The sequence below is a fragment of the Pseudomonas halotolerans genome (genome assembly GCF_039581215.1).
GTDB lineage: Bacteria > Pseudomonadota > Gammaproteobacteria > Pseudomonadales > Pseudomonadaceae > Aquipseudomonas > Aquipseudomonas tehranensis.
Genome location: NZ_JBCNTJ010000027.1, coordinates 1 through 24236, shown reverse-complemented (window position 1 = coordinate 24236; position 24236 = coordinate 1). Strand labels below are relative to the sequence as shown.

Annotated in this window: 13 protein-coding genes; 4 read left to right on the top strand and 9 right to left on the bottom strand. The window is 62.0% G+C overall.

The window, feature by feature from the left end:
• Positions 1–28: 28 nt before the first annotated feature.
• Positions 29–7276 (bottom strand): Ig-like domain-containing protein, encoded by a 7248-nt coding sequence (locus AAIS01_RS25415; RefSeq protein ID WP_343471226.1) that lies wholly within the window; start codon positions 7274–7276, stop codon positions 29–31.
• A gap of 54 nt (positions 7277–7330) precedes the next feature.
• A complete protein-coding gene (locus AAIS01_RS25410; protein ID WP_343471225.1) occupies positions 7331–8176 on the bottom strand; it encodes a sulfotransferase family protein in 846 nt (281 codons plus the stop codon).
• Between the two features lie 249 nt (positions 8177–8425).
• Here AAIS01_RS25410 and AAIS01_RS25405 point away from each other — a divergent pair, with 249 nt between their 5' ends.
• Positions 8426–9013, top strand: a complete 588-nt coding sequence (locus tag AAIS01_RS25405; protein WP_343471224.1) for a phage tail protein — start codon at positions 8426–8428, stop codon at positions 9011–9013.
• A 46-nt stretch (positions 9014–9059) separates the two neighbouring features.
• The gene (locus AAIS01_RS25400; RefSeq protein ID WP_343471223.1) at positions 9060–9371 is read left to right on the top strand and encodes a DUF6916 family protein; all 312 of its coding nucleotides are present in this window, start codon (positions 9060–9062) and stop codon (positions 9369–9371) included.
• A 158-nt stretch (positions 9372–9529) separates the two neighbouring features.
• On the opposite strand, the gene AAIS01_RS25395 is transcribed toward AAIS01_RS25400, so the two are convergent.
• The 4 genes from AAIS01_RS25395 to AAIS01_RS25380 are packed head-to-tail and all read right to left on the bottom strand — an operon-like array spanning position 9530 to position 14224.
• Positions 9530–10021 carry a GNAT family N-acetyltransferase gene (locus AAIS01_RS25395; protein WP_343471222.1) on the bottom strand — a complete coding sequence of 164 codons (492 nt, stop codon included), beginning with the start codon at positions 10019–10021 and terminating at the stop codon, positions 9530–9532.
• Between the two features lie 9 nt (positions 10022–10030).
• On the bottom strand, positions 10031–12127 hold the full coding sequence (locus AAIS01_RS25390) for a site-2 protease family protein (RefSeq protein WP_343471221.1): 2097 nt from the start codon (positions 12125–12127) through the stop codon (positions 10031–10033).
• A 1-nt stretch (position 12128) separates the two neighbouring features.
• Positions 12129–13448 (bottom strand): efflux RND transporter periplasmic adaptor subunit, encoded by a 1320-nt coding sequence (locus AAIS01_RS25385; RefSeq protein WP_343471220.1) that lies wholly within the window; start codon positions 13446–13448, stop codon positions 12129–12131.
• Entirely contained in the window at positions 13445–14224 is a 780-nt protein-coding gene (locus AAIS01_RS25380) for an efflux RND transporter periplasmic adaptor subunit (RefSeq protein ID WP_343471219.1), read from the bottom strand. Before AAIS01_RS25380 ends, AAIS01_RS25385 begins: the two co-directional genes overlap by 4 nt.
• Before the next feature lie 476 nt (positions 14225–14700).
• Between AAIS01_RS25380 and AAIS01_RS25375 the strand changes: the two genes are divergently transcribed.
• On the top strand, positions 14701–15390 hold the full coding sequence (locus AAIS01_RS25375) for an NYN domain-containing protein (protein WP_343471218.1): 690 nt from the start codon (positions 14701–14703) through the stop codon (positions 15388–15390).
• 62 nt (positions 15391–15452) lie between these two features.
• Here the strand turns inward: AAIS01_RS25375 and AAIS01_RS25370 are convergent, their stop codons facing one another.
• From AAIS01_RS25370 to AAIS01_RS25360, 3 genes are read right to left on the bottom strand one after another with little or no spacing between them, the layout of a single operon-like run.
• Positions 15453–16820 (bottom strand): HlyD family type I secretion periplasmic adaptor subunit, encoded by a 1368-nt coding sequence (locus AAIS01_RS25370; protein ID WP_343471217.1) that lies wholly within the window; start codon positions 16818–16820, stop codon positions 15453–15455.
• Positions 16810–18966, bottom strand: coding sequence for a type I secretion system permease/ATPase (locus tag AAIS01_RS25365; protein ID WP_343471216.1), 2157 nt, complete (start codon positions 18964–18966; stop codon positions 16810–16812). The genes AAIS01_RS25370 and AAIS01_RS25365 overlap by 11 nt, the downstream gene beginning before the upstream one ends.
• A 38-nt stretch (positions 18967–19004) precedes the next feature.
• Entirely contained in the window at positions 19005–20354 is a 1350-nt protein-coding gene (locus AAIS01_RS25360) for a TolC family outer membrane protein (protein WP_343471215.1), read from the bottom strand.
• Positions 20355–20712: 358 nt separating this feature from the next.
• Here AAIS01_RS25360 and AAIS01_RS25355 point away from each other — a divergent pair.
• A partial coding sequence (locus AAIS01_RS25355; RefSeq protein WP_343471214.1) for a beta strand repeat-containing protein occupies positions 20713–24236 on the top strand: 3524 nt, incomplete at its 3' end.

Genomic DNA, 24236 nt, shown 5'->3' with positions numbered 1-24236 from the left:
CCCTGGCTGCCCCAATTTTTTTAGTTGTTCAGGCATGCGCCTGGCTCATGCCGACCTGTTGCAATGCCATTGCCAGGCTGTCGACCTGACGCTGCTCAGTGTCTTTGATGTGTTGCAGTTGCTGGCCCAGCGTCGGTGCGCCAAATACCCCGCGCACCCCTTGGGAGACATCACCGCCCTGCATTGACTGATTGTCGAAGGCGTCCAGCGATTCACCATCGGAACCGGCATCCTGACTGAACAGACCGGCGATCGTGCTGCTGCCGAACACCCCGCCATCGCCGCCACCGAAGCCCAGGAAGCCCTGGCCGGAGCCATCTCCCGCCGCGTCGGAGCTGAATACCTGGGCGATGTAGCTCGGCGCCAATGCGCCACGGTTGATGAAGATGTCGCCAATCGGCCGAATGCCGCCGCCCACGTCCCGTTGCTCAAACAGGGGCGGAAAGCCCAGCGGCGAGCCAAGGTCACCCGTTGGCGGCGTGAAGATGATCGGCTGCAACGGCACCTCGGATGGCGGCACGACCGTGACAGGGTCCGACGTCAGGAACTCCGGCGGTGGCTTCACATCGTTGGCCACCACGGTGTCGATGGCGTAATTGTTGGACACCGCCACGCTTGCTCCGGCGTTGCCCGAGAGGTCGCTGACGTTACCGGTGTCCAGGGCGATGAAGTTGCTCGGGTCCGTGAGGTTTACCGTTGGCGTGAACGTTGCCGTCCAGGTCCTGCCGCCGTCACTGGTGCTCAGGTTGGTGAGTTCACCGTTGGTGACGCTGAGGTCCGACAGATCGAAATCCGTCACCGCTTCGCTGAAGGTGATCGTCACCTGGGTCGTCTCGCCCACGCTCAGGTTCGGGTCGGCGACGACAATGGTTGCGGTCGGGCGGGTGGCGTCAAGGGCGTAGTTGGCAGAGATCGCGATCCCCACGCCGGCGTTGCCGGCAATGTCCTGCACGTTGCTGCTGTCGAGCAGAATCAGGTTGGTGGCGTCGCTGACCCCCGCGGTAGGTGTCAGGGTCGCCGTCCAGGTCAGGCCGCCGTCACTGCTGATCAGGTTGGACAACACACCATTGGCAACGCTGAGGTCCGACAGGTCGAAACCGGACACGGCCTCGGTGAAACTGATGGTCACCGTGGTGCTCTGGCCGATGCCCAGGCGGGTGTCGTCCAAGGTGATGGTGGCGCCGGGGCGAACGGTGTCGATGGCGTAGTTATTGGAGTTCACCACGCCCACACCGCTGTTACCCGAGGCGTTGACCACGCCACTGGTGTCCAGGCTGATCAGGTTGCTGGTATCGGTGATGCTGGTCGTCGGGGTGAACGTGGCCGTCCAGGTGATGCCGCCGTCGGTGGACGAGACGTTGCTCAGCGTACCGTTGCTCACGCTCAGGTCGGCATTGTCGAACCCGCTGACCGCTTCCGAGAAGGTGATGGTCACCTGTGAGGTTTCCCCCACCGTGAGTGCGTTATCGGCCACCACGATCGTAGCAGTCGGCACCTGTGTTTGGACCACATAATTGGCCGAATCGGTGGAGCCTGTCCCGGCGTTGCCGGCCGCATCGCTGATCCCGGTGTTGTCCAGGCTGATCAGGTTGGTAGCGTCGGTCACACCCAGGGTCGGCGTGAAGGTCGCGGTCCAGGTCAGGCCGCCATCGTTGCTGCTGACAGCACTCAAGGTGCCGTTGGCAACGCTCAGGTCAGCATTGCTGAAGCCCGTGACCGCCTCGCTGAAGGTGATGGTCACTTGAGCGGTTTCACCCGGTTTCAATACTGAATCGCTCAGCACAATGGTGGCGGTCGGACGCTGGCTGTCGACACTGTAGTTGTTCGAATCAGTGGTACCGCTGCCGGCATTGCCCGCCAGGTCGGCGACGCCGCCGTTGACAAGGGTGATGACATTGCTGGTGTCGGTGACGCCGGCGGCCGGCGTAAAGGTCGCGGTCCAGGTGATGCCGCCGTCACTGCTGCTCAACCCGCTGAGCGTACCGTTGGCAACGGTCAGGTCGGCGTCGGTGAAGCCGGTCACGGCCTCGTTGAAGGTGATGGTCACCAGCGACGCCTCGCCGGCGGCAATAGCGGTATCGGCCACGACGATGGTCGCCGTTGGGCGCACGGTGTCGATGGCGTAGTTGTTGGAGTCCGTGGTGCCGACGCCGGCATTGCCCGCGCCGTTGGTCAGACCGGTATTGTCCAGCGTGATCAGATTGCTGGTATCGGCAATGCTCGCGCTTGGCGTGAACGTGGCCGTCCAGGTGACGCCGCCGTCGGTGGACGAAACGTTGCTCAATGTCCCGTTGCTGATGGTCAGATCGCTGTTGTCGAATCCGCTCACGGCTTCGTTGAAGGTGATGGTCACCAACGACGTTTCGCCAATGTTCAGGGCCGTATCCGCCACCACTATGGTCGCCGTCGGCACCTGCGTATCGATGGCGTAGTTGCCGGAGTTGGTCGTACCCGTGCCGGTATTGCCCGCCGCATCGCTCACGCCAGTGTTGTCCAGGGTGATCAGGTTGGTCGCATCCCGCACGCCGAGGGTCGGAGTGAATACCGCGGTCCAGGTCAGGCCACCGTCGCTGCTGCTGACAGCACTCAGAGTGCCGTTGGCAACGCTCAGGTCCGCGTTGCTGAAACCGGTCACCGCCTCGCTGAAGGTGATGGTCACCAATGAGGTTTCGCCCACATTGAGGTTGGTATCGGCGAGCACGATCGTTGCGGTTGGACGTTCGGTGTCCAGCGCGTAGTTGTTGGAGTCGCTGGTGCCGACGTTGACGTTGCCCGCCAAGTCGACGATGCCACCACTGTTGAGCGAGATGACATTGCTGGTGTCGGTGACGCCAGCAGTCGGCGTGAAGGTCGCGGTCCAGGTGATGCCGCCGTCGCTGCTGCTCAGGCCGGAGATCACGCCGTTGGCCACCGTCAGGTCGGCGCTGGTGAACGCGGTCACCGCCTCACTGAAGGTGATGGTCACCAGCGAAGTCTCGCCAGCGGCGATGGCCGTATCGGCCACGACGATGGTCGCGGTGGGTCGCACCGTATCGACCACATAGTTGTTGGAGTCCGTAGTGCCGACGCCGGCATTGCCCGCGCCGTTGATCAGGCCGGTATTGTCCAGCGTGATCACGTTACTGGTATCGGAAATGCTGGCGCTCGGCGTGAAGGTGGCCGTCCAGGTGACGCCACCGTCGGTGCTGCTCATGGTGCTGAGCGTGCCGTTACTGACGGTCAGGTCCGAATTGTCGAACCCGCTGACCGCCGAGTTGAAGGTCACGGTCACCAACGACGTCTCGCCGATGCTCAACGTGGAATCGGCGATCACGATGGTCGCCGTCGGTACGTTGGTATCGACCTGGTAGTTGTTGGAGTTGGTGGTGCCGGTCCCGGTGTTGCCCGTCGCGTCACTGACCCCGGTGTTGTTCAGGGTGATGACGTTGGAGGTGTCGCTGACCCCCAGGGCCGGAGTGAAAGTGGCCGTCCAGGTGATGCCGCCGTCGCTGCTGCTGACCGCGCTCAGTGTGCCGTTGGCGACACTGAGGTCCGAATTGTCAAAGCCGCTGACCGCTTCGCTGAAGGTGATGGTCACCAGCGAGGTTTCGCCAACGCTCAACGCGGTGTCGGCCACCACGATGGTGGCGGTCGGGCGCAGCGTGTCGACGGCGTAGTTGTTGGAATCGGTGGTGCCGCTGCCGGTATTGCCTGCGCCGTCCACCACGCCCGTGTTATTGAGCGTGACCAGGTTGGTGCTATCGCTGACGCCCACGCTCGGCGTGAAAGTCGCGGTGTAGGTGATGTTATCGCTGGTGCTCAGCCCGCTCAGGCTGCCGTTGGCAACGGTCAGGTCCGCCAGGGTGAAACCGGTCACCGCCTCGCTGAAGGTAATCGTCACCACCGAGGTTTCGCCGACGCCAATGGCCGAATCGGCGACCACGATGGTGGCGGTCGGACGTGCGGTATCGATGGCGTAGTTGTTCGAATCGGTGGTGCCCGTACCGACGTTGCCCGCCGCGTCCGTCACGCCGGTGTTATCCAGGGTGATGAGGTTGCTGGTGTCGCTGATGCTGGCGCTGGGTGTGAGTGTGCCGGTCCAGGTGATGCCGCCGTCGCCGCTGCTCAGCCCGGTGATCGTACCGTTGGCGACCGTCAGGTCGGCGGTGGTAAAGCCTGTTACCGCTTCGTTGAAGGTGATGGTCACCAGCGAGGTTTCGCCGACACTCAAGGCGTTATCGGCGACGACGATCGTTGCGGTCGGGCGCACCGTGTCGACGGCATAGTTGTTGGAACTGGTGGTGCCGGTGCCGGCGTTGCCAGCCGCGTCCGCCACTCCGGTATTGGCCAGGATGATCAGATTGGTGGCATCGCTGATGCTGGCGCTCGGGGTGAACGTCGCGGTCCAGGTGATCCCGCCGTCGCTGCTGCTCAGCCCGCTCAGCGAACCGTTGGCGACGGTCAGGTCGGCCAAGGTGAATCCGGTCACCGGCTCGCTGAAGGTAATCGTCACCAGGGAGGTTTCGCCGACGTTCAGCGCGGTATCGGCCACCACGATGGTGGCGGTGGGACGCAGCGTATCGATGGCGTAGTTGTTCGAATCGGTGGTGCCGGTACCGACGTTGCCGGAAGCGTCGGCAATGCCAGTGTTGGCCAGGGTGATCAGGTTGGTGGCATCGTTGGTACTGGCGCTCGGCGTCAGTGTCCCGGTCCAGGTGATACCGCCGTCGCTGCTGCTCAACCCGGTAACCGTGCCGTTGGCCACCGTCAGGTCGGCGACGGTGAAACCGCTCACCGCCTCGTTGAAGGTGATGGTCACCAGCGACGTTTCCCCTGCCCTCAGTGCCGTGTCAGCCACGACGATGGTTGCTGTCGGACGCAGGGTATCAATAGCGTAATTGTTGGAGTCGGTGGTGCCGACGCCAGCGTTGCCATTGAGGTCAGCGACCCCGGTGTTGTTCAGGGTCACAAGGTTACTGGTGTCGGTGATACTGGCGTCCGGTGTCAGGGTAGCCGTCCAGGTGATGCCGCCATCGCTGGAGCTCAGGCCGCTGATCGAGCCGTTGGCGACGGTCAGGTCGGCGGCAGTGAAACCACTCACCGCTTCGCTGAAGGTGATGGTTACTACCGAGGTTTCACCTACCCTGAGGGCAGTGTCGCTGACCACGATGGACGCCGTGGGCGCCACGGTGTCGTTGACCACGTAATTGTTCGAGTCGGTGGTGCCCACGCCGGCATTGCCGGCCAGGTCGGCAACCCCGGTGTTGTTCAGGGTGATGATGTTGGTGGTGTCGGCGATGTTGCTGGCCGCGGTCAAGGTGCCGGTCCAGGTGATGCCACCGTCGCCGCTGGTCAAGGTGCCGATGGTGCCGTTCTGCACCGTCAGGTCGGCCGCGGTGAGGCCGGTCACGGCTTCGGAGAAGGTGATGGTCACCAGCGACGTGCCACCGGAGTTCAGGTTGGTATTGGCCACCACGACGGTCGCGGTGGGCGGCGTCTCGTCCGGCACATAGTTGGTATCGATGGTGCCGCCGTCGCCGTAGACGTTGGCCACCGACGCTGGCGAAACGCCCGCGCTGCCAGCGCTCGAGCCCCCAGTGCCGCTGCCGCCGACGTTGCCGGCCAGGGCTGCGAAGTTGGCCGCAGTGATCAGGATCGAGCCTTTGTTCCAGATGGCGCCGACACCGACGCCACCGGCACCGCCCGTTTGGGTGTAGCCACCTCCGCCGCCACCGCCACCGCCACCGCCCGCCCCGACGTTGTTGGAAATCACCGTGTTGCCGATGATCCGCAGGGTCGCGCCCGTGTCGTTGTAGATACCACCGACCGCTCCGCCACCGGCACCGCCGATGTCGTTATAGCCGTTACCACCGCCGCCACCGCCAATGGACAATCCAGCGCTGCTGGCCGTGCCACCGGAAGAACCGGTGCTATAGCCAGGATAAGCCGCACCTCCGCCGCCACCGATAGAGGAACCGCCACTACCGCCCTGGCTGCCGTTGTTACTGCCGCCGGTACCGCCCTGGCCAACCGATCCGGAAGACCCCATATACCCGAGGGTGTCGCCGCCCCTACCACCGATACTGCCTGGACTGGCGCCTATCGCACCGCCACCACCGCCGGCGCCACCGGAGTATTGCGGTGTCACACCGCCGCCGCCCCCACCACCCGAAGCGGCGTTGGCGGTGACCGTGACGTTCCTCAGGGTCAGGGTGCCGGCGTTGTAAATGCCGCCACCCTTGGACACCAGCGCATCGTCGCCGCCATTGCCGCCATTGCCCGCCGTCATACCCCGGGTGATCACCAGGCCATCAAGGGTGGCCGTGGTGCCAGCCGTCACGTTGATGATCTGGGTACGGTACTGCCCGTCGAGGGTGACGTCGGCCACGTTGTCATTGTTGAGATCGCCATCGATGGTGACGTTCTTGTCGACCACCAGTACCTGGGTCAGCGCGACGGTCATGTTGGCATTGAACGTCACGATGTCGCCGTTCTGCGCAGAATCCAAAGCTGCGCGCAGAGAACCGATGCCGGAATTGAAATTGTTGGTGGCGGTCCAGGTGGCCAGGCCCCACTGGTACTCGTTCATGGCCTTGGTCGAGAGCACGTTGGCACTTTCGATGTTGCCGGTGGCGATTTCCAGCTCCCAGTCGCCGCCAAGCCCCGTGCGGTCGGTGGAGGCCGCCACGTCGCGGCCGGTCAACTGCGCCAGTGAATTGACCAGCTTCAGGCCGCTGTCGCCCTCGGCTGTGTAGCAGCCGTAAATCAGGATATCGCCACCAGCGTTCATGTCCTGGCCGATCTGCGCCAGCACCTCGCCGCGGGCCTGGACGTTATCTGCCGACAGGTAGGCGCTGCCCAGCCACAAGTCACCGGCATTACCGTGGGCGATGATCTGCACCGAGCTGATGCCCTGGTGGGTGTCCAGGTAATCGGCGATCTGTTGCAGGCCGTCCTTGGTGGCATCCAATTGCACCACCTGGGTACCGGGCGCGACGCCTTCAAGCAGGCCTGCCGAGTCCTTGACCCGGGAATCGACAAACACCACGGTCTTGCCCGGTACAGCGGCCTGGGTGGCATCGGCCTGGCCCTGAGGCGCATGGCTGTCTGAAGCCTGGTCAGCGGCAGGCGTCTTGGCCGCGTCTGCGGTGGGTTGGGCGTCCGCCTGTGCGGCATCGGCCACGGTAGCCGCCACCGCGCCGTCGAACAGCATTCGCGGCTCCAGGGACATGATCATTGGTGATGCCAGGGCCTGTGCGCCCTCGGTTACCCGCGATTTGCCTTTGCTCCACCACATGACGTTCACCTGGACTCGAACTTTTTAAACACGCAAATGAAAAAAAACCGCGAGTCAGCTGACTGCGGCGTCGGTTTTCATACGAATGACATTGGCAGCGCTGGAGGACCCATCGCGCCAGAACGACAACTCGGCATACTTCTCAAACAGATCCGGCGGCAGCAAGGTACGCCGGGCTTGCAGCGCGACCTTGGGCTTGACCTTGTGCAGGCCGGCAACGCCCAGCGCCTGGTCGAAGGCCGGTGCGTCGTAGGTCAAGTGATTGAAATCGTGCTCGAACCACGGCTCGCCGATAAATTCATACACCAGCCGCATCACCCGCTCCGGGGCCTGGCTCAACAGATCATAGTCGACGATCAACATGGACTCGGCGTTCTCGCCGTAATACGCCTCTTTGAGCGCCGTCCAGGCAAATCCCACCAGGCGGTTGCGCTGGGCCAGGGTTTCGCAGCGGCTGTAGACGGTGTTGCGCTCATCATCGTCATTGAACAGCTTGGTGTTCTCGAACGGGTTGGCACGGTAGAGCCGCTCCAGGCTGTCGAGCACCCAGGCGACGTTGCGCACGCAGGCGATGATCTTGGCTTGGGGGAACAGGTCCTGCAGCGCAGGCAACCGGGCGCACCACTGGCGATTTGTATCGAAGATGACAGGTTTGTCGGCCTTGTCGGCGTAGTAGGAGTCGAACAGCCCGCGCAACAGGCGGCGGCGCAGGTCGGTGTCAATCACCGAACCAAACTCGCTGCCGGCGCTGCATTGCTGCAGAACACTGCTAAACAGCGATCCGACGGGACTGGTCATGCCAGCATGAAAGCGCGGGTTCTGCAGCAAAATGGCAGAGAGCAGGGTCGAGCCCGAGCGCGGCAAACCGGAAATAAAGTGAAACTGCGACAATCCCTTCACCTTGTTTGTAGTCCTTTTGTATCGCGAAGCGTAGCCGATGAAATACTATCCGCCTAGTATTACTTTGACATCAGCTAAGCGCTGAGCTGTAAAAAAGATGGACGGTAATGGGGCTTTCTTGACCTGAATCGATTAAGCCAAACGGCAGGGTTTTTCCGTGCTTTTCTCCCGGCAGGATGAAAAAACCGCGTCTACGCTCAGCCGTGCGTGACCAGCCGCCCTACCAATAACCTGATGGATGAGGATTCTATGGAAGTATTCATCGGCACTATCCAGTCGTTCGCCTTTAACTTCGCGCCCAGAGATTGGGCACTGTGCAACGGGCAGACACTGGCCCTTTCTCAATATCAGACCTTGTTTGCCCTGATCGGCGTGACATACGGAGGCAACGGGCAGACCACCTTTATGCTGCCCAACCTGCAAGGTCGCCTGCCTTTGGGCCAAGGGACCGGTCCAGGTCTGACGCCGCGTGTCATCGGCGAAATCTCCGGCACCGAAAACGTCACCGCGACCCTGAACAACCTGCCTAACCACACTCATACGCTCGCGGGTCTGGTCGCCGCGACGACCCTGCAACTGGCGAATCCAGCCAGCAATCCGGTGAATACGCCAACGGCAACCAACTCGTTCATTGGCACCTCGGGTACCGGGCCGGGCTCGGCCGCTATCTATTCAGACCAGGTTGGCGCCTCACCCGTGTCGCTGCAGGGGGTGACCACCACCGTCAGCGGCACCGTTTCCCCCACGGGCAACGGCTTGCCAATGACCGTCATGAACCCGTTCCTGGCAATCAACTTCAGCATCGCCCTGCAAGGCATCTTCCCATCCCGTAACTGATGGCCTGCCGGAGGGCTGCGGCCCTCCGGCCTGCTGGAGTGTCGATATGCTGCTACAGGTTCATAGCCACCATTTCCAAGCGCTGCTGGGCCAGACCAGCAGCTTGACCCTACCCGACGGAAGTACCCTGCCCGTAAGGTTCGAAACCCTCGAGCAAGCACCTCGGGCGAAGATGCCGAGCGCCGAGCGCATGCCGTTCAGCGTGGAATTCAACAGCCTGCAGAGCACCGACTTCGTGGACGGGCTCTGTGGGCTGGAGGTGCCAGAGCTGGGAAGGCTCGAAGGGGTGTTTGTGTCCCGAATCCCGCCCATGGGGCGCGATCCGACGGTGGGGTATTTCTATATCGCGTTTAACTAGCGGCAGAGCAGCGAGTACAAGCCCGTGTTCGTAGAGGTCTATCGTGGGGGCGGGCTTGCTCGCGAAGGCGGTGTGTCAGTTGGCTGATTTGTTACTGATTTGCCGCCTTCGCGAGCAAGCCCGCTCCCACAAGGGTTCATAGCACCAGCAAGAATTGCTCAGCTTCCTTTCGGATACCAAACCAACCGTTCTGCGGCCGGGTTGCGCTCTTGCACTTCGAACCCCAGTGCCAGGTAGTGCTGGCGGGCGTGGGGGTTGCTGGCCCAGACGACGGTCGCCACCGGACAGCGGATGTGTTGCGCGGCTTTTTGCACCCCTTGCAGCACTGCCCGGCCATAACCTTGCCCACGGGCCTGGGGGATGAAGGCCAGGTACAGCACGCGGATCTCATTGGGGCCAAAATCAGCGCTCAACGCACCGATAGCGGTGCCGAGCTTTTCCACGACGTAATGCATGGCATTGGGAAAGTGCTCTCCCATGCCTTGCTCCTGCACCTGGAACTGCTGCGCGATCACCTGCTGCACCTGCTCCGGCTCGCCGTCGATCCATTGCAGATCCGCTCGCGCCGTCTGATAAAGACTCTGCAAAAACGGGCCATCATGGGTCCGCGACGGACGCACCACCAGACCCTCTGCTGCGACTGACTCCATGCCTGCTCCTTAAAACCCGCTTTCCCGTACACCCAATGCCGCCAACCGGCGCCAGGCCGCTCCCAGCACCGATTCACCCTGCCCTTGCAACACTACGACGCCTCGCAGCGGTTGCGCCGGAGCAGGCGTGTCGTCAACAGCACTCAAACGCACGCCATATTGCGCCTGCACCGGCTCGGCGCGCTGTTGCGAGTCACGACGTACCGCAATCGGCCCGTGGTGATCGGACGTCAACGCCTGTTGCTCGACCCAGGCCACGCCATTGGTATCGATCTCATTCAATTGCACGGCAATCGAGGCGTGCATCGGATCATCCGCGATGAACCGCCCCGTGGCCCCGGGCTCGACCCGCCAAAGCTCGGCTTCGGTCAGGTAGCCGCGTAACCGGGAGTCGGTCTGTACCACCCGCGCCAACGGCTGTGTGGGCGACAACCAGCGCCCCACCGACAACTGCGGCAACAGATCACGCACCTGTCCGGCATGGGGCGCACGCAACAGCAGACGCTCTCGCTGGGCGGCCAGACCGCGGTATTCAGCCACCGCCTCGGCCAGTTGCTGTTCGACGATACCGGCATCGGCGGCAGTTTCGCTGCGCCCGGCCTGACGACGCATCTGCAGCTGCTGGATCTCTATTTCCCGACGCACAATCGCCAGGCGCGAGGTCATGTCCGGCGACTCCAGCTCGATCAACACATCGCCCTGAGCCACGGTCTGGCCGTCGTGCACATTCACCTGTTTGATCCGCGCCGCCACCGGTGCATGCAAGGCACTGGCGCGACCGGCCTCCAGCATGACTGGCACCTCGACGGCGCTGCGCCAGGGCAACACCAGCACCAACGCCAACGCCAGCAACACCAGGCCGCTGAGCAGCACTCGCGGAGCATGGGCCTGCTCGCGCCGGCTCCACCACTGCCGCCATTCGTTCACGATGGGCATAAAAATGAACCACACCAATTCCACCAACATCAGGAAAATGCCCAGCACCTTGAAGAACAAGTGATAGACCGCCAGGGCAATACCGAGAAACAACGCCGCGCGCCACAGCCATGCGCCGTACCCCCATACCAGCAAGCGGCGGCGCATTTTCGGCGTCCAGGGTTCCGGAGCCGCCGCGCCATAGCCGAACAAGGCCTCACGCAGACGCCAGCGACACAACGCAAACGCTCGCCCCTGAAGGTTATCCACGGCCCAGAAATCACTGAGCAGAAAATAACCGTCGAAGCGCATGAAGGGGTTCAGGTTGATGATCAACGTGGTGATCCAGGTGGCGCTGGCCAACATGAACGCCGCCGTGCGGGCCGGACCGTCGGGCAATAGTGACCAGGCCAGCAAAGCGATGCACGCCAGCAGCAATTCGGCCAGTACACCGCCGGCGCCGATCAGCAGCCGGGCACGACGATCATTGACCCGCCAGGCATCGCTGACATCGGTATAAAACATCGGCAACAGCACCATGAATGCCACGCCCATGCTTTGCACCCGGCAACCGGCGCGCTTGGCCATGAAGGCATGACCGAACTCATGGCACAACTTGGCGAAAAACAACGCCACCCCGAACGCCAGCGCGCCACCCAGGCTGAACAGGTGCGGAAAAGTCGCCACGAAGCGCTGCCAGTCCCGCGACACCAGAAAAATACCCACACCCAGGGTCAGCGGCATGCCATAACGCAGGATGGCGGGCCCGAACCGCGCAAGAAACGGCCAGGCGCGGTTGAGAAAAGCGTCCGGGCGCCACAACGGAATGCGAAAAAACAGATACTGATGCAGCAGGATTTGCCACAGGCCCTGGCGCTGGGCGGCCGTCTTGAACTGATAGCTGTCGCGCTGTTGCGGGTCCATTGCACTGATCAGATCGTGCCCCCGCAAAAAACCCAGTAACTGCTCCAGCGACTCACCATTGAGCGGTAGGCCCGGCTCACGGTTCGCGGCCTGCAACACCTGCTGAGGGTCACCCAGGGACCAGTGCCGCAGCATGCGCATCGCCGCCGCACCCAGCTTGAAATAACGCCCGCGTACCGGATCGGCCAGGGTCCATTGAGGGGAGCCGTCCGGGTCCGGGGCCGCCGGGGACAATTGCAGGTCTGGCCGCAGGCTCGGCAGTTCCATGCTACAGACCCACGCTCTGGCGCAAGCCGGCCAGGGGGCGACGCAGCAGGTACAGCGCCAGCGGGGCGCGATCGCCGAAAATTTTCGCCGTGCCCCGCAGGCCGATGCGCGGCGCCACGTCATCGAAACGCGCGTCCAGGCGATACGCCAGTTGCCCGGCAGCAGTGGGTTGCGCCTCGTAGGCCGAACGTTCGAGCCTGGCCAGGTGTCGCTGCAACGGATCACTGTCAAGGAACAACGCCACCTGGGCACCGGGGGCCAGGTCAATCGCGTCGCCCACCGCCAGCTCAATACGCAATTCGGCCTGATTCGGATCCGCGATTTCCATCAAGCGTTCGCCCGTCTGCACCGGCTTGCCGAGCCAACGTTCTGCATCGGCAAATACCGCAATACCGTCCCGTTCGGCGCGCACTTCACTGCGCTTGAGCAACTCGATTGCATAGTCGCGTTCGGCGCGTTTCTGCTCGACGCGAGCGGCCAACAGATCAATCTTCGAGCTCGACTCGGCATCGGCAAACGAGCGTTGAGAGTTGGCCTTGAGCTCCGCCTCGGCCACGCCCAACACGCGCTCGGCCACATCGGCCTGGGCCTTGAGACTGGTGCTTTCGAAGCGCAACAGCAAGTCACCGCTCTTGACGCTCTGGTTGGGTTTGACCAGGAATTCGGCGATCACGCCGTCCAGCGGCGCCGCCACCACCTGCCCGCCCAGCGGCACCACTTCGGCCGGGGCCAATACCGACTGACGGACAGGCACCAGCAAGCCCAGCAGCAGCACCGCCACCAAGGCGACCTGACGCTTGCGGGTCCAGCGCAAGCGCCACGGTTTGCGCGGTTGCAGCGCCAGCCAGGCGTGACTGTAAGTGTCGCCCAGTTGCGACAGCAGCACTTGCTCGGACGGAGACCATGGCAGGTCACGGGCCAGCCACAAACCGCCGAACACCTGCCCCTGATGATCGATCAGCGGCAGCCAGAACACCTGCCCCGCCGACAGACTTCGCCAGTCCGCCTGAATGGACTCGCTCACCCCATCAGCGGCAATCACCCGGGCCTGGTTCAGCAAGCCTTTTTTGAACAACTGCGCCACCGCCTGTTCGACAAACGCCACAAACGGTGCGTTCGGGTCCACCGCACTGACACCGGTCACCGCCTGGACCTTGCCAGCGATCAACAGCGCGGCATGGCGAAACCCGAACAGGGCCTGACCATCATTGACCAGGCTGTAGCTCAGTTGCACCGGGGTACGCGCGGCCCGCGTCTGGCGTTCCAGGTCGAGGAAACGGGCAAATACCTGCTCGGCGCTCCCCGTGATCGGCGCGTTCACTTGAACTCCGCGAAACGCGCCGTACCGCTCATGCCGGACAACAGACCCTTGGCGTCGGGCAGCGTCGCCACCAGCAGCAAGGTCTGGCTGCCCTCATCGATACGCGCGCCCAGGCGTTTGACCGTCGCTTGCAGGGGCTGGTCGGTTTCATCGGGGACAAAGGTGAAGGACTGGCCCGGCTTGAGCCTGCCCATCCAACGCGAAGGCACCAACAGGTGGATTTCCAGGGTGCGGTTATCGACCACGTCCAGCAACGGCGCGCCGGCAGCCACGCTTTCATAGCGCTGGACCTTGCGCGCCACCACTTGTCCATCGAACGGCGCGATCACGCTGCAGCGCTTGACCTGGACCTGATAAACCTGGGACTGCGCCTGCGCTTCGCTGAGCCTGGCCTCAGCGCGCGCCACTTCGAAACGCCCGACCGACTTCAACGCTGCCAGTTGCTTGTTATGGGCCAGCTCTTCACTGGCACCCCGGCTCGCCGCCCGGGCCGCATTGAGCTGAGCCTGGTACGCCGAACAGTCGAAACGCGCCAGGGTATCGCCCTTCTTGAAAGACTCCCCCTCACTGAATGGCAGCTCGACAATTCGCCCGGCCAACTCACTGGCAAGCACCGCCTGATCCCGCGCCCGAAGCACCCCGCGCGCCTCATTGCCGCTCGGCGCGCTGGCCCTGACGCCGCTCTCGAGCAGCGGATCATCGGAAACAGACGTCTGCGCCTGCACCCAGCACGTTACAAAGACCAACCCCAAAACCCAACTCGCTGAACGCCGCATAACCGCTACTCCCTGACGGATGGGCGGAGTCTACGACAGCGGTGGGGGGCGTCAAGGGAATAGCCGTGACGGGGTGGAAATCTGTTGTTTCAAAAAGACAGGAAGACGGTTAAAAAGCCCTGATTTTTTACTTAGGTATCTCGGTATTAAATCCTACAAGGGCCTAGGAGTACCCGCTCGCTCAAATAGGCAGTAAGCGATGGATTATTCGTCTCATCTAGCAACCGGCTTTCATTTCGGCCTCAGCTGTAATACTCGATGACAAACCGGGCTAAAAACGTATTGACCCTTCGCTGTAGAGGCATACAAAACTCATCCTGCCGGTGCAGGAGCTTGTTCACCCATGATTGACTTAGAATCACCCCGGGCTTAGGATTTGCTCACTGCTCAACCCCGTACGCAGAGATTAGATTCTCTGGCCGTTGGGGTGAAAACACCGGCTTCGGCCGGTTTTTTCGTTTATGGGGATTGAGTTTGTGCGTACCGCTTTTTTCGTTGACGGCTATAACGTTTTTTATGGATTGCTCGCCGGCACACCACACAAATGGTTGAATCTGGCGCAACTATTGGCGCACATCGCTCGCGTCGAGAATCCCCGGAGCTCGCTCGCCTCCGTTGATTACTTCACGTCCTCCGTCAAACCGGAACTGGCAACGCGAGGGATCATTTCCAAAGAGGCTCAAGACTCATACGTCCGCGCACTGAAGGCCAGCAAAGTCACCGTTCACTACGGACGCCATCAGCTCGAACGTGCCAACGCCCCCCGCTACGTCAGCAGAAAAATCGGCGCCTCACGTCAGGACACGGTTGCTATCTGGAAGCTGGAAGAAAAGGAAACGGATGTCCACATTGCGATCAGCATGTATCGCATGGCTTCAAGGCAGGAAACACTGCCGTGGGAAAAACGTATCGACCAACTGGTGCTAGTCTCTGGCGACACGGATATGGCTCCCGCATTAAGAGCGATTCGCGAGGACTTCCCTTACCTGAAAATCGGTGTCGTACTCCCCTACCGAACCGGATCCAAACGCCTGGCTCCCGGTTCTTTAAAAGAGCACGCCCACTGGATGCGTCGCGTTGTCACCTGCGACGAGCTCCAGTCCCACCAGTTCCCTGACCGAGTGCCCACTCACAAGGCCCCTGCCATCAAGCCGGCTTACTGGTGATATGGACACCACCTTGAAAAAAGCCGGCCATCGCAAGCAAGCTCGTGACAGGACGGGTTCAATTACCGCTCGTGCAACGCCTCGGCCCGGGCCTTGATGATGGGTTTGAGCAGGTAGCTGAGCACGGTTTTCTTGCCGGTGATGATGTCCACTGAGGCCACCATGCCCGGAATGATCAACAGGGGCTTTTCAGCGGTGCCCAGGTGACTGCGCTCGGTGCGCAGCTTGATGATGTAATAGGTGGTTTTCTTGTCTTCGTCGGTGATGGTATCGGCACCGATCTGTTCCAGCTTGGCTTTCAATCCACCGTAAATGGTGTAGTCGTACGCGGTGAATTTCACCGTGGCATCCTGGCCGGGATGCAGGAAAGCGATGTCCTGGGGACGGATTTTCGCTTCCACCAGAAGGGTGTCATCCAGTGGCACGATTTCCACCAGGTCACTGCCGGGCTGGATGACCCCGCCGATGGTGTTCACCAGCAACTTGTTGACGATACCCCGCACCGGCGAGGTAACCAGCGTACGGCTTACCCGATCCTCCAACGCCTTGCCGGTGGCCTGAGCCTTGTTCAGGTCGGTACGCGCCTCATTGAGTTGGGTCAGGGCTTCGCTGCGGAACTTGCCGCGCGTCTCATCGATCTTGCGCTGCACTTCCTTGATCGCCGATTCAGCGCGGGGAATCGCCAGAGTCGTGGCGTCCAGCTGCCCACGGGTTTCAACTTCAGCCCGCTTGAGCCGCAGCACTTCCACCGGCGACACCGCTCCCTGGGCGACCAACGGCTCGGACATGTTGATCTCCTGGCGCTGCAGTGAAAGGGCCGAGCGATACTGCGACTGCTTGGAAACAAACTCGCGCAACTCCTGCTGACGCTGAATCAACTGTTCCTGCAACCCGCCGATTTCATCGTGCAGCTGTTGGCGGCGGCTGATGTACAGCGACTCCTCGCTGGCGGCCTGGCGCGGTACAGCCTTGAGCACATCTTCAGGGAAGTTCAGCGGCCGGTCATCGACCTCGGCACTCAAACGTTCGACCCGCAATAACATGGACAAACGATCCGCCTCTGTTTCCCCCACATTGGAGACAAACCGCGTGTCATCCAGGCGAATCAACGGCGCGCCGGCCTCGACGATCTGCCCTTCACTGACAAACAGCTCGGCAACGATCCCGCCTTCCAGGTTCTGGATTTTCTGGATCTTGGACGACGGAATCGCCTTGCCGTCGCCCTTGGTCACTTCGTCGACCTGCGCGAAGTTGGCCCACAGCACCAGGAAGACAAAGAAGCCGATGATCCCCCAGATCGTCAGCCGCACCACCCGAGGGGCGTCTTCGATCAGGGCTTTGTTGACCTCAGGCAGGGGCTGGCCATGCAGCGAGTCCGAGCCCTTGAAATAACGGCCCACGGCACTTTTCAAACCCGACTTAAGCAACACTGATCTGCCCCTTCTTCAACGCTTCCATCACCGCGGCTTTCGGGCCGTCGGCCAGGATCTGCCCGCGGTCGATCACCAACAGGCGGTCCACCAGCGACAACAAGGATGCCCGGTGCGTCACCAGCACCACCGTCTTGTTTTCCACCACGGCGGCCAGGCGCTGCTTCAAGCGCTCCTCACCGGTGTTGTCCATGGCGCTGGTGGGTTCATCCAATAGCAGGATGGGCGGGTTGAGCAGCAGCGCACGGGCCAGGGCGACGTTCTGGCGCTGGCCGCCGGAGAGGTTCTGCCCGCGCTCGCCCACTTGCAGTTCATAACCTTGCGGATGCAGCCGCGCAAACTCATGCACCCCCGCCAGTTCGGCGGCCTGGAGCACCAGTTCGTCCTCGACGTAACGGGCGCCGGAGGTCAGGTTGTCCCGCAGGGTGCCGGCCAGCAGCTGGATATCCTGTGGCACGTAACCGATGTTGTAGCGCAACTCGCTGACGTCGATCTGGCGGATGTCCACACCGTCAACCAGCAGTGCTCCGTCGTCCGGCTGATAGAGCCCCACCAGCAACTTGGCCAGGGAGCTCTTGCCCGAGCCGCTACGGCCAATTATGCCGATTTTTTCCCCTGGCTTGATCACCAGGTTGATGTTCTTCAGCGCAGCGTTCTGCTGGTTCGGGTAGGTGAAATTCAACTGACGGCATTCAATGGCACCCTGCAAGACCTTACGGCTCAACGGACGCTCTTCGAAATTGCGCTCCTGGGGCAGCTCCATCATCTGATCGACCGACACCATGGTCACACGCGCCTGCTGATAGCGAGTCAACAGACCCGACAGCGACGCCAATGGGCTGAGGGCGCGACCACTGAGCATGTAGCAGGCGATCAACCCACCCATGCTCAGGTTGCCGTCGATGATCTGATAGACGCCGAAAACAATCATGATCACCCCGGCCAACTGCTGGATCAGCAAGGTGATGTTCATCGCCAGGCCGGACAGCATCTTCACCCGCAGCTCAAGGCGGCTGAGCGTGCCGATGGTTTGTTCCCACTGATACTGGCGCTCACTCTCGGCGTTGTTGACCTTCACCGCATCCAGACCGGCCAGGGTTTCGATCAGGCTCGATTGACGCTCGGCGCCCAGGGCCATGGTCCGCTCCATGGTCGCCACCAGCGGCTTTTGCAAGGCGTAGCCGATCAGCAGGGCAATCGGAAAGGCCAGCACCGGAATCCACACCAGATGCCCACCGAGGATCGCGATGACCATGAAGATCAGCAAGGTGAACGGCAGATCGATCAGACTGGTAAGGGTCAGCGAGGCGAGAAAGTCCCGCAGGCTTTGGAATTCATGGATGTTCTGGGCAAAGCTGCCCACCCGTGCCGGGCGATACTTCATGGCCATGCCAACGATGCGTTCGAACAGCGTGGCCGAAATGATCAGGTCGGTTTTCTTGCCGGCCAGGTCCAGGCATAGGCTGCGAAGCATCTTGAGGATCAGGTCGAACACATAGGCACCGGTAATACCGATCGCCAGCACCCACAGGGTGGACTCGGCCTGGTTCGGCACCACGCGATCGTAAACGTTCATCACGAACAGCGGCGCCGCCATGGCGATAATGTTGATCAGCAAGCTGGCGGCGATGGCGTCGGCGTACAGCCAGCGCGACCGCTTGAGGGTGTCGCGAAACCACGAACGCGCCCGGGGAATGAGCGTGCCGTGGTTCACGTCGAATTTGTGTTGCGGTTGGGCGAAGAACACTTTGCCGCTGTAGTCGTCGGCCAGCAGTTCACGGCTGACCGTCACTTCGCCGCCGTCGCTTTCGCTGAGCAGCAGACGCGCCTGGTCATCGCCGACCCAGCCGAGCAACACCGCGCTGCGACCGTCCTTGAGCAACAGCAGGGCCGGCATGGCGATGGTCGGTATCTGCTCGAGTCGGCGTTGCAGCACCCGGCCTTGCAAACCGGCACGCGCCGCCGCTCGCGACAATAATTCGACGCTCAGCCGTTGCTTGGGCAACGGCAGGCCCGTGGTGAGCATCGCCGCGCTGGCCGGCTTCTGATGGAGCATGCAAAGCGCCAGCAAGCCGTCCAGCAGCGGGTCGTCGTGCAGCGTGCGCGGATCATGGATGAGTTCGACTCGACTGACTTCTGATTCCACGCTGGGCACTCTTTGCTGATCGAAACGGGATGGATGACTCAATTCATCCCAGGCAACTGGACCCTGGGCTTGACGTCATTCTGCACAACGGATGCCAACGGCGCGACAACCCCCTGACTTTTGAGCAACTGACCCATGGTTGCCTTGATCCGATATTGGCTGAACAACTGCACGTTCTTGATCTCCGCCAGGCGGCGGGAGGCGCTGAACAGCTCGTTTTCGCTGTCGAGCAAGTCGAGCAGAGTCCGCTCGCCGAGGCCGAACTGCCGCTGGTAGGCGGTGCGTACGTTGGCGCTGTGATCGACGTACTGCTGGGCAATGGGCACTTGGGCATTGGCGTTGTTGAGGGCATTCCAGGCCAGGCCCAACTCTTCAGTCAGTTGACGCAGAGCATTGTTGCGGATGTCCAAGGCCTGGTTCGACAAATACGACTTGGATTCCAGATCCGCCTTGTTGCTACCACCGGCGTACAGGTTAAAACGCATGCGCAGCATGGCTTGCCATTCGTTGTTGTGACCGTTCTGACCATCCAGATCGTTGTCGGCGGTACGGCCCAACTCGGCGTCGAAGCGTGGGTAGAAGCTCGACTTGGCGGCTTCGTACTGTTGCTCGGCAGCCGCGATGTCTGCTTCGGCCGAACGCAACACCGGGCTGTTTTCCAGCATCTGGGCACGAGCTTCCGTCAGATTGGCCGGCAGCAGTGCCAGAAAATCGGCGGGGCGTTCCAGTTGATCGGGCATTTGACCCACGGCGCTGAGGTAGTTGGTCTCTGCGTCGGCCAGGTTGGTCTGCTCGGTGATCAGGTTGTTGCGGGCTTGGGCCATACGCGCTTCGGCCTGATCCAGATCGGCGCCGCTGCCCACGCCACGGTCGGTGCGCAGCTTGATTTGATCGAAGATGCGCTCATGACTCTTGAGGTTTTCCTCGGCCAGGCGCACGAACTCGCGGCGGGTCAGCACATCCAGGTAAACCTGGGCCACCGTCAGGCCGGTGCGCTCGGAGGCATCCAGCAACGAGTAGGCACGGGCATTGACGGTGGCTTGTTGACGCCCTACTTCGCTGGACGTCGCAAAACCGTCAAAAACCATTTGCGTCAGGCGCAGGCTGGACTCGCTACGGTTCAAGGTTTCCCAATGGTTATTGCTGCCCGAGCGGGTCGTCACACTGTCAGTACCTTCGCGACCGTACCCCGCTGCAAGGTCCACTCTAGGCAGGTAGCCGCCTTTAGCGGCCTTGAGTTGGTAGTCCGCCGCCAGTCGGCTGTTCACACCGGCCTGAATCTCAGGATGGACATCCAACGCCTGTTGCATAGCCTGCGGCAAGGTTTGTGCTTGTACGAAACTGGCGGCGAGGGCGAAAGGTAAAGCCTTGAACAGGTGCAAACGCATGGTTGGATTATTCCCGAAACTCTTGTCTTGAATCACAGCGAAAGGTGGCGCTGCATCGGATGATGGCAACCGGGATGACCGTATGTCGGAAAGTTCGAAACAGGCAGTGAATCATGCACCGAAAGAACAGGTCGCCGCTTAAATATCAATGTGACATTACTGAAGCGATTGTTTAGGATGGCCAGCAGAAGGTCAATAGTTTGGCAGAAACAAATAAACCATAAAAAAGAGCCAAAATATTGACATGCCAAAGCGTCAAAACAACCTTATTTAGCGAAGCAAGAGCGTCCAGACCGGCGCAGCCACAGGCTGTCCGGTACATGGAAGTCTACTGAACGTGGCACCCGGAGAGTCTTCAATGAGCAGTGTTATTGCCGTCGTCAAAAGCATTGTTGGTCAGGTTTTCGTCGTATCCCCCGAAGGCATCCGGCGTGTGCTCATTGAAGGTGACCGCCTGTCCACAGGCGATCAATTGGACACCGGCGCTGCTGGCGCCGTTACATTGGAGCTGGCCGATGGGCGCACGCTGGACCTGGGTCGCGACACCCAGTGGAGCGCCAGTGCCCCGGACTCCTCCACCGATCTCGCCCAGGCCACTGCCCAGGCTGCGCCGTCGGTAGAAGAACTGCAGCAGGCCATTGCCGCCGGGGTCGACCCGACGACCGCCCTTGAAGCCACCGCCGCTGGCGCCACTGCAGCAGGTACGGGCGGGGCCGCCGGGGGCGGCCACAGCGTTGTGATGCTGGATGCCACCGCTGGCAGCGTCGACCCGACCATCGGGTTCCCGACTGAGGGTTTGAGCGCAGCCGCGGCCGCTGACGACGACATCACCGGCGGCGACACCGACGCCGATACCACTGCCAACGCAGTGCTTGATTCGACGCTGACTCTGAGCGCCACCCCAACCTTGACCGAGGCCGGCGGCGTGCTGGTCTACACCGCGACCGTCACCCAGGCGCCTCAGACCAACCTGACCGTGACCTTGTCCAACGGCGCAGTGATCGTGATTCCCGCCGGGCAACTGACCGGTAGCGTCAACGTTCCCCTGGCGCCGAACGACACCGTCTATAACGACGCTAGCCAGATCAGCGTCACCGTCACCGGCACTACCGGCGGCACCGGCATTGCCGTGACCTTGCCCACCACACCGGCAGTCACCCAGATCACCGACACCGTTGACACCACCACCGTCACGCTGACGGCAGGCAACACGGTGACCGAAGGCGGCCAGATCACCTACACCGCCACCCTGACCAACCCGGCCCAAACACCGGTCACCGTGACCTTGAGCAATGGCTCGGTCATCACCATCGCCGCTGGGCAAACTACCGGCACCGTCAACGTCGACACCCCGGCCAACGACGTCTACAACAACGGCAGCACCGTCAGCACCACCATTACCGGTGCAACCGGCGGCAACTTTGAAAACCTGGTGCCGAGCACCACGCCTGCCGTGACGACGATCACCGATTCGGTGGACGCCACCGGCCTGACCTTGACCGCCAGCAACACCGTCACCGAAGGCGGCCAGATCACCTACACCGCCACCCTGACCAACCCGGCCCAAACGCCGGTCACCGTGACCTTGAGCAATGGCTCGGTCATCACCATCGCCGCTGGCCAGACCACCGGCACCGTCAACGTCGATACCCCGGCCAACGACGTCTACAACAACGGCAGCACCGTCAGCACCACCATTACCGGCGCCACCGGCGGTAACTTTGAAAACCTGGTGCCGAGCACCACGCCTGCTGTGACGACGATTACCGATTCGGTGGATGCCACCGGCCTGACCTTGACCGCCAGCGACACCGTCACCGAAGGCGGTCAGATCACTTACACCGCCACCCTGACCAACCCGGCCCAGACTCCAGTGACCGTGACCCTGAGCAATGGCTCGGTCATCACCATCGCCGCGGGGCAAACCACCGGCACCGTCAACGTCGATACTCCGGCCAACGACGTCTACAACAACGGCAGCACCGTCAGCACCACCATCACCGGCGCCACGGGCGGCAACTTTGAAAACCTGGTGCCGAGCACCACGCCTGCCGTGACGACGATCACCGATTCGGTGGACGCCACCGGCCTGACCTTGACCGCCAGCAACACCGTCACCGAAGGCGGCCAGATCACCTACACCGCCACCCTGACCAGCCCGGCCCAAACGCCGGTCACCGTGACCTTGAGCAATGGCTCGGTCATCACCATCGCCGCTGGCCAGACCACCGGCACCGTCAACGTCGATACCCCGGCCAACGACGTCTACAACAACGGCAGCACCGTCAGCACCACCATTACCGGCGCAACCGGTGGCAACTTTGAAAACCTGGTGCCGAGCACCACGCCTGCCGTGACGACGATTACCGATTCGGTGGATGCCACCGGCCTGACCTTGACCGCCAGCGACACCGTCACCGAAGGCGGTCAGATCACTTACACCGCCACCCTGACCAACCCGGCCCAGACGCCGGTCACCGTGACCTTGAGCAATGGCTCGGTCATCACCATCGCCGCTGGGCAAACTACCGGCACCGTCAACGTCGATACCCCGGCCAACGACGTCTACAACAACGGCAGCACCGTCAGCACCACCATTACCGGCGCAACCGGTGGCAACTTTGAAAACCTGGTGCCGAGCACCACGCCTGCCGTGACGACGATCACCGATTCGGTGGACGCCACCGGCCTGACCTTGACCGCCAGCAACACCGTCACCGAAGGCGGCCAGATCACCTACACCGCCACCCTGACCAACCCGGCCCAAACGCCGGTCACCGTGACCTTGAGCAATGGCTCGGTCATCACCATCGCCGCTGGCCAGACCACCGGCACCGTCAACGTCGATACCCCGGCCAACGACGTCTATAACAACGGCAGCACCGTCAGCACCACCATTACCGGCGCAACCGGCGGTAACTTTGAAAACCTGGTGCCGAGCACCACGCCTGCCGTGACGACGATCACCGATTCGGTGGACGCCACCGGCCTGACCTTGACCGCCAGCAACACCGTCACCGAAGGCGGCCAGATCACCTACACCGCCACCCTGACCAGCCCGGCCCAAACGCCGGTCACCGTGACCTTGAGCAATGGCTCGGTCATCACCATCGCCGCTGGCCAGACCACCGGCACCGTCAACGTCGATACCCCGGCCAACGACGTCTACAACAACGGCAGCACCGTCAGCACCACCATTACCGGCGCAACCGGCGGTAACTTTGAAAACCTGGTGCCGAGCACCACGCCTGCTGTGACGACGATTACCGATTCGGTGGACAGCACCGGTTTGAGCCTGTCGGCGTCCACCCAAGTGGCCGAAGGCGGTTCGATTGTATACACCGCGACATTGACCAATGCCGCCGGCACTCCAGTCACCGTGACCCTGAGCAACGGCGCCGTTATCAACATCGCTGCTGGGCAAACCACTGGCACGGTGACAGTCGATGCGCCAACTGACGACGCCTACAAAGACGCCGGAAAAGTCGAAGTCAGCATCGACAACGCCACCGGCGGTAACTTCGAAAACCTCGTCCCGAGCACCACTCCGGCAGTGACTGATGTCACCGACACCATCGACACGTCGACTGTCAGCCTGACCGCAACGTCCTCCGTGGCTGAAGGCGGCACCGTGGTTTACACCGCTTCGGTCAATGCACCAGTGACCGGAGCTCCGTTGGTCGTAACGTTGAGCAACGGCCAAAGCATCACCATCCCGGTCGGCTCCAGCTCCGGTTCGGTGAACTTCGTTACCCAGAACGACGCCCTTGCTGGCGGCGACAACCTGAGTGTCAAGATTGACGATGCCCAGGGCGGTAACTACGAAAAACTGGACATCGATGCTACTCCGGCTGACACCACCGTTACGGATACCCAAGACAC

What these genes read in the sequence shown, in the direction of transcription:
- AAIS01_RS25415 (WP_343471226.1), bottom strand. Translation starts at nt 7,276, where the DNA reads ATGTGGTGGAGCAAAGGCAAATCGCGGGTAACCGAGGGCGCACAGGCC.
- AAIS01_RS25405 (WP_343471224.1), top strand. Translation starts at nt 8,426, where the DNA reads ATGGAAGTATTCATCGGCACTATCCAGTCGTTCGCCTTTAACTTCGCG.
- AAIS01_RS25400 (WP_343471223.1), top strand. Translation starts at nt 9,060, where the DNA reads ATGCTGCTACAGGTTCATAGCCACCATTTCCAAGCGCTGCTGGGCCAG.
- AAIS01_RS25395 (WP_343471222.1), bottom strand. Translation starts at nt 10,021, where the DNA reads ATGGAGTCAGTCGCAGCAGAGGGTCTGGTGGTGCGTCCGTCGCGGACC.
- AAIS01_RS25390 (WP_343471221.1), bottom strand. Translation starts at nt 12,127, where the DNA reads ATGGAACTGCCGAGCCTGCGGCCAGACCTGCAATTGTCCCCGGCGGCC.
- AAIS01_RS25380 (WP_343471219.1), bottom strand. Translation starts at nt 14,224, where the DNA reads ATGCGGCGTTCAGCGAGTTGGGTTTTGGGGTTGGTCTTTGTAACGTGC.
- AAIS01_RS25360 (WP_343471215.1), bottom strand. Translation starts at nt 20,354, where the DNA reads ATGCGTTTGCACCTGTTCAAGGCTTTACCTTTCGCCCTCGCCGCCAGT.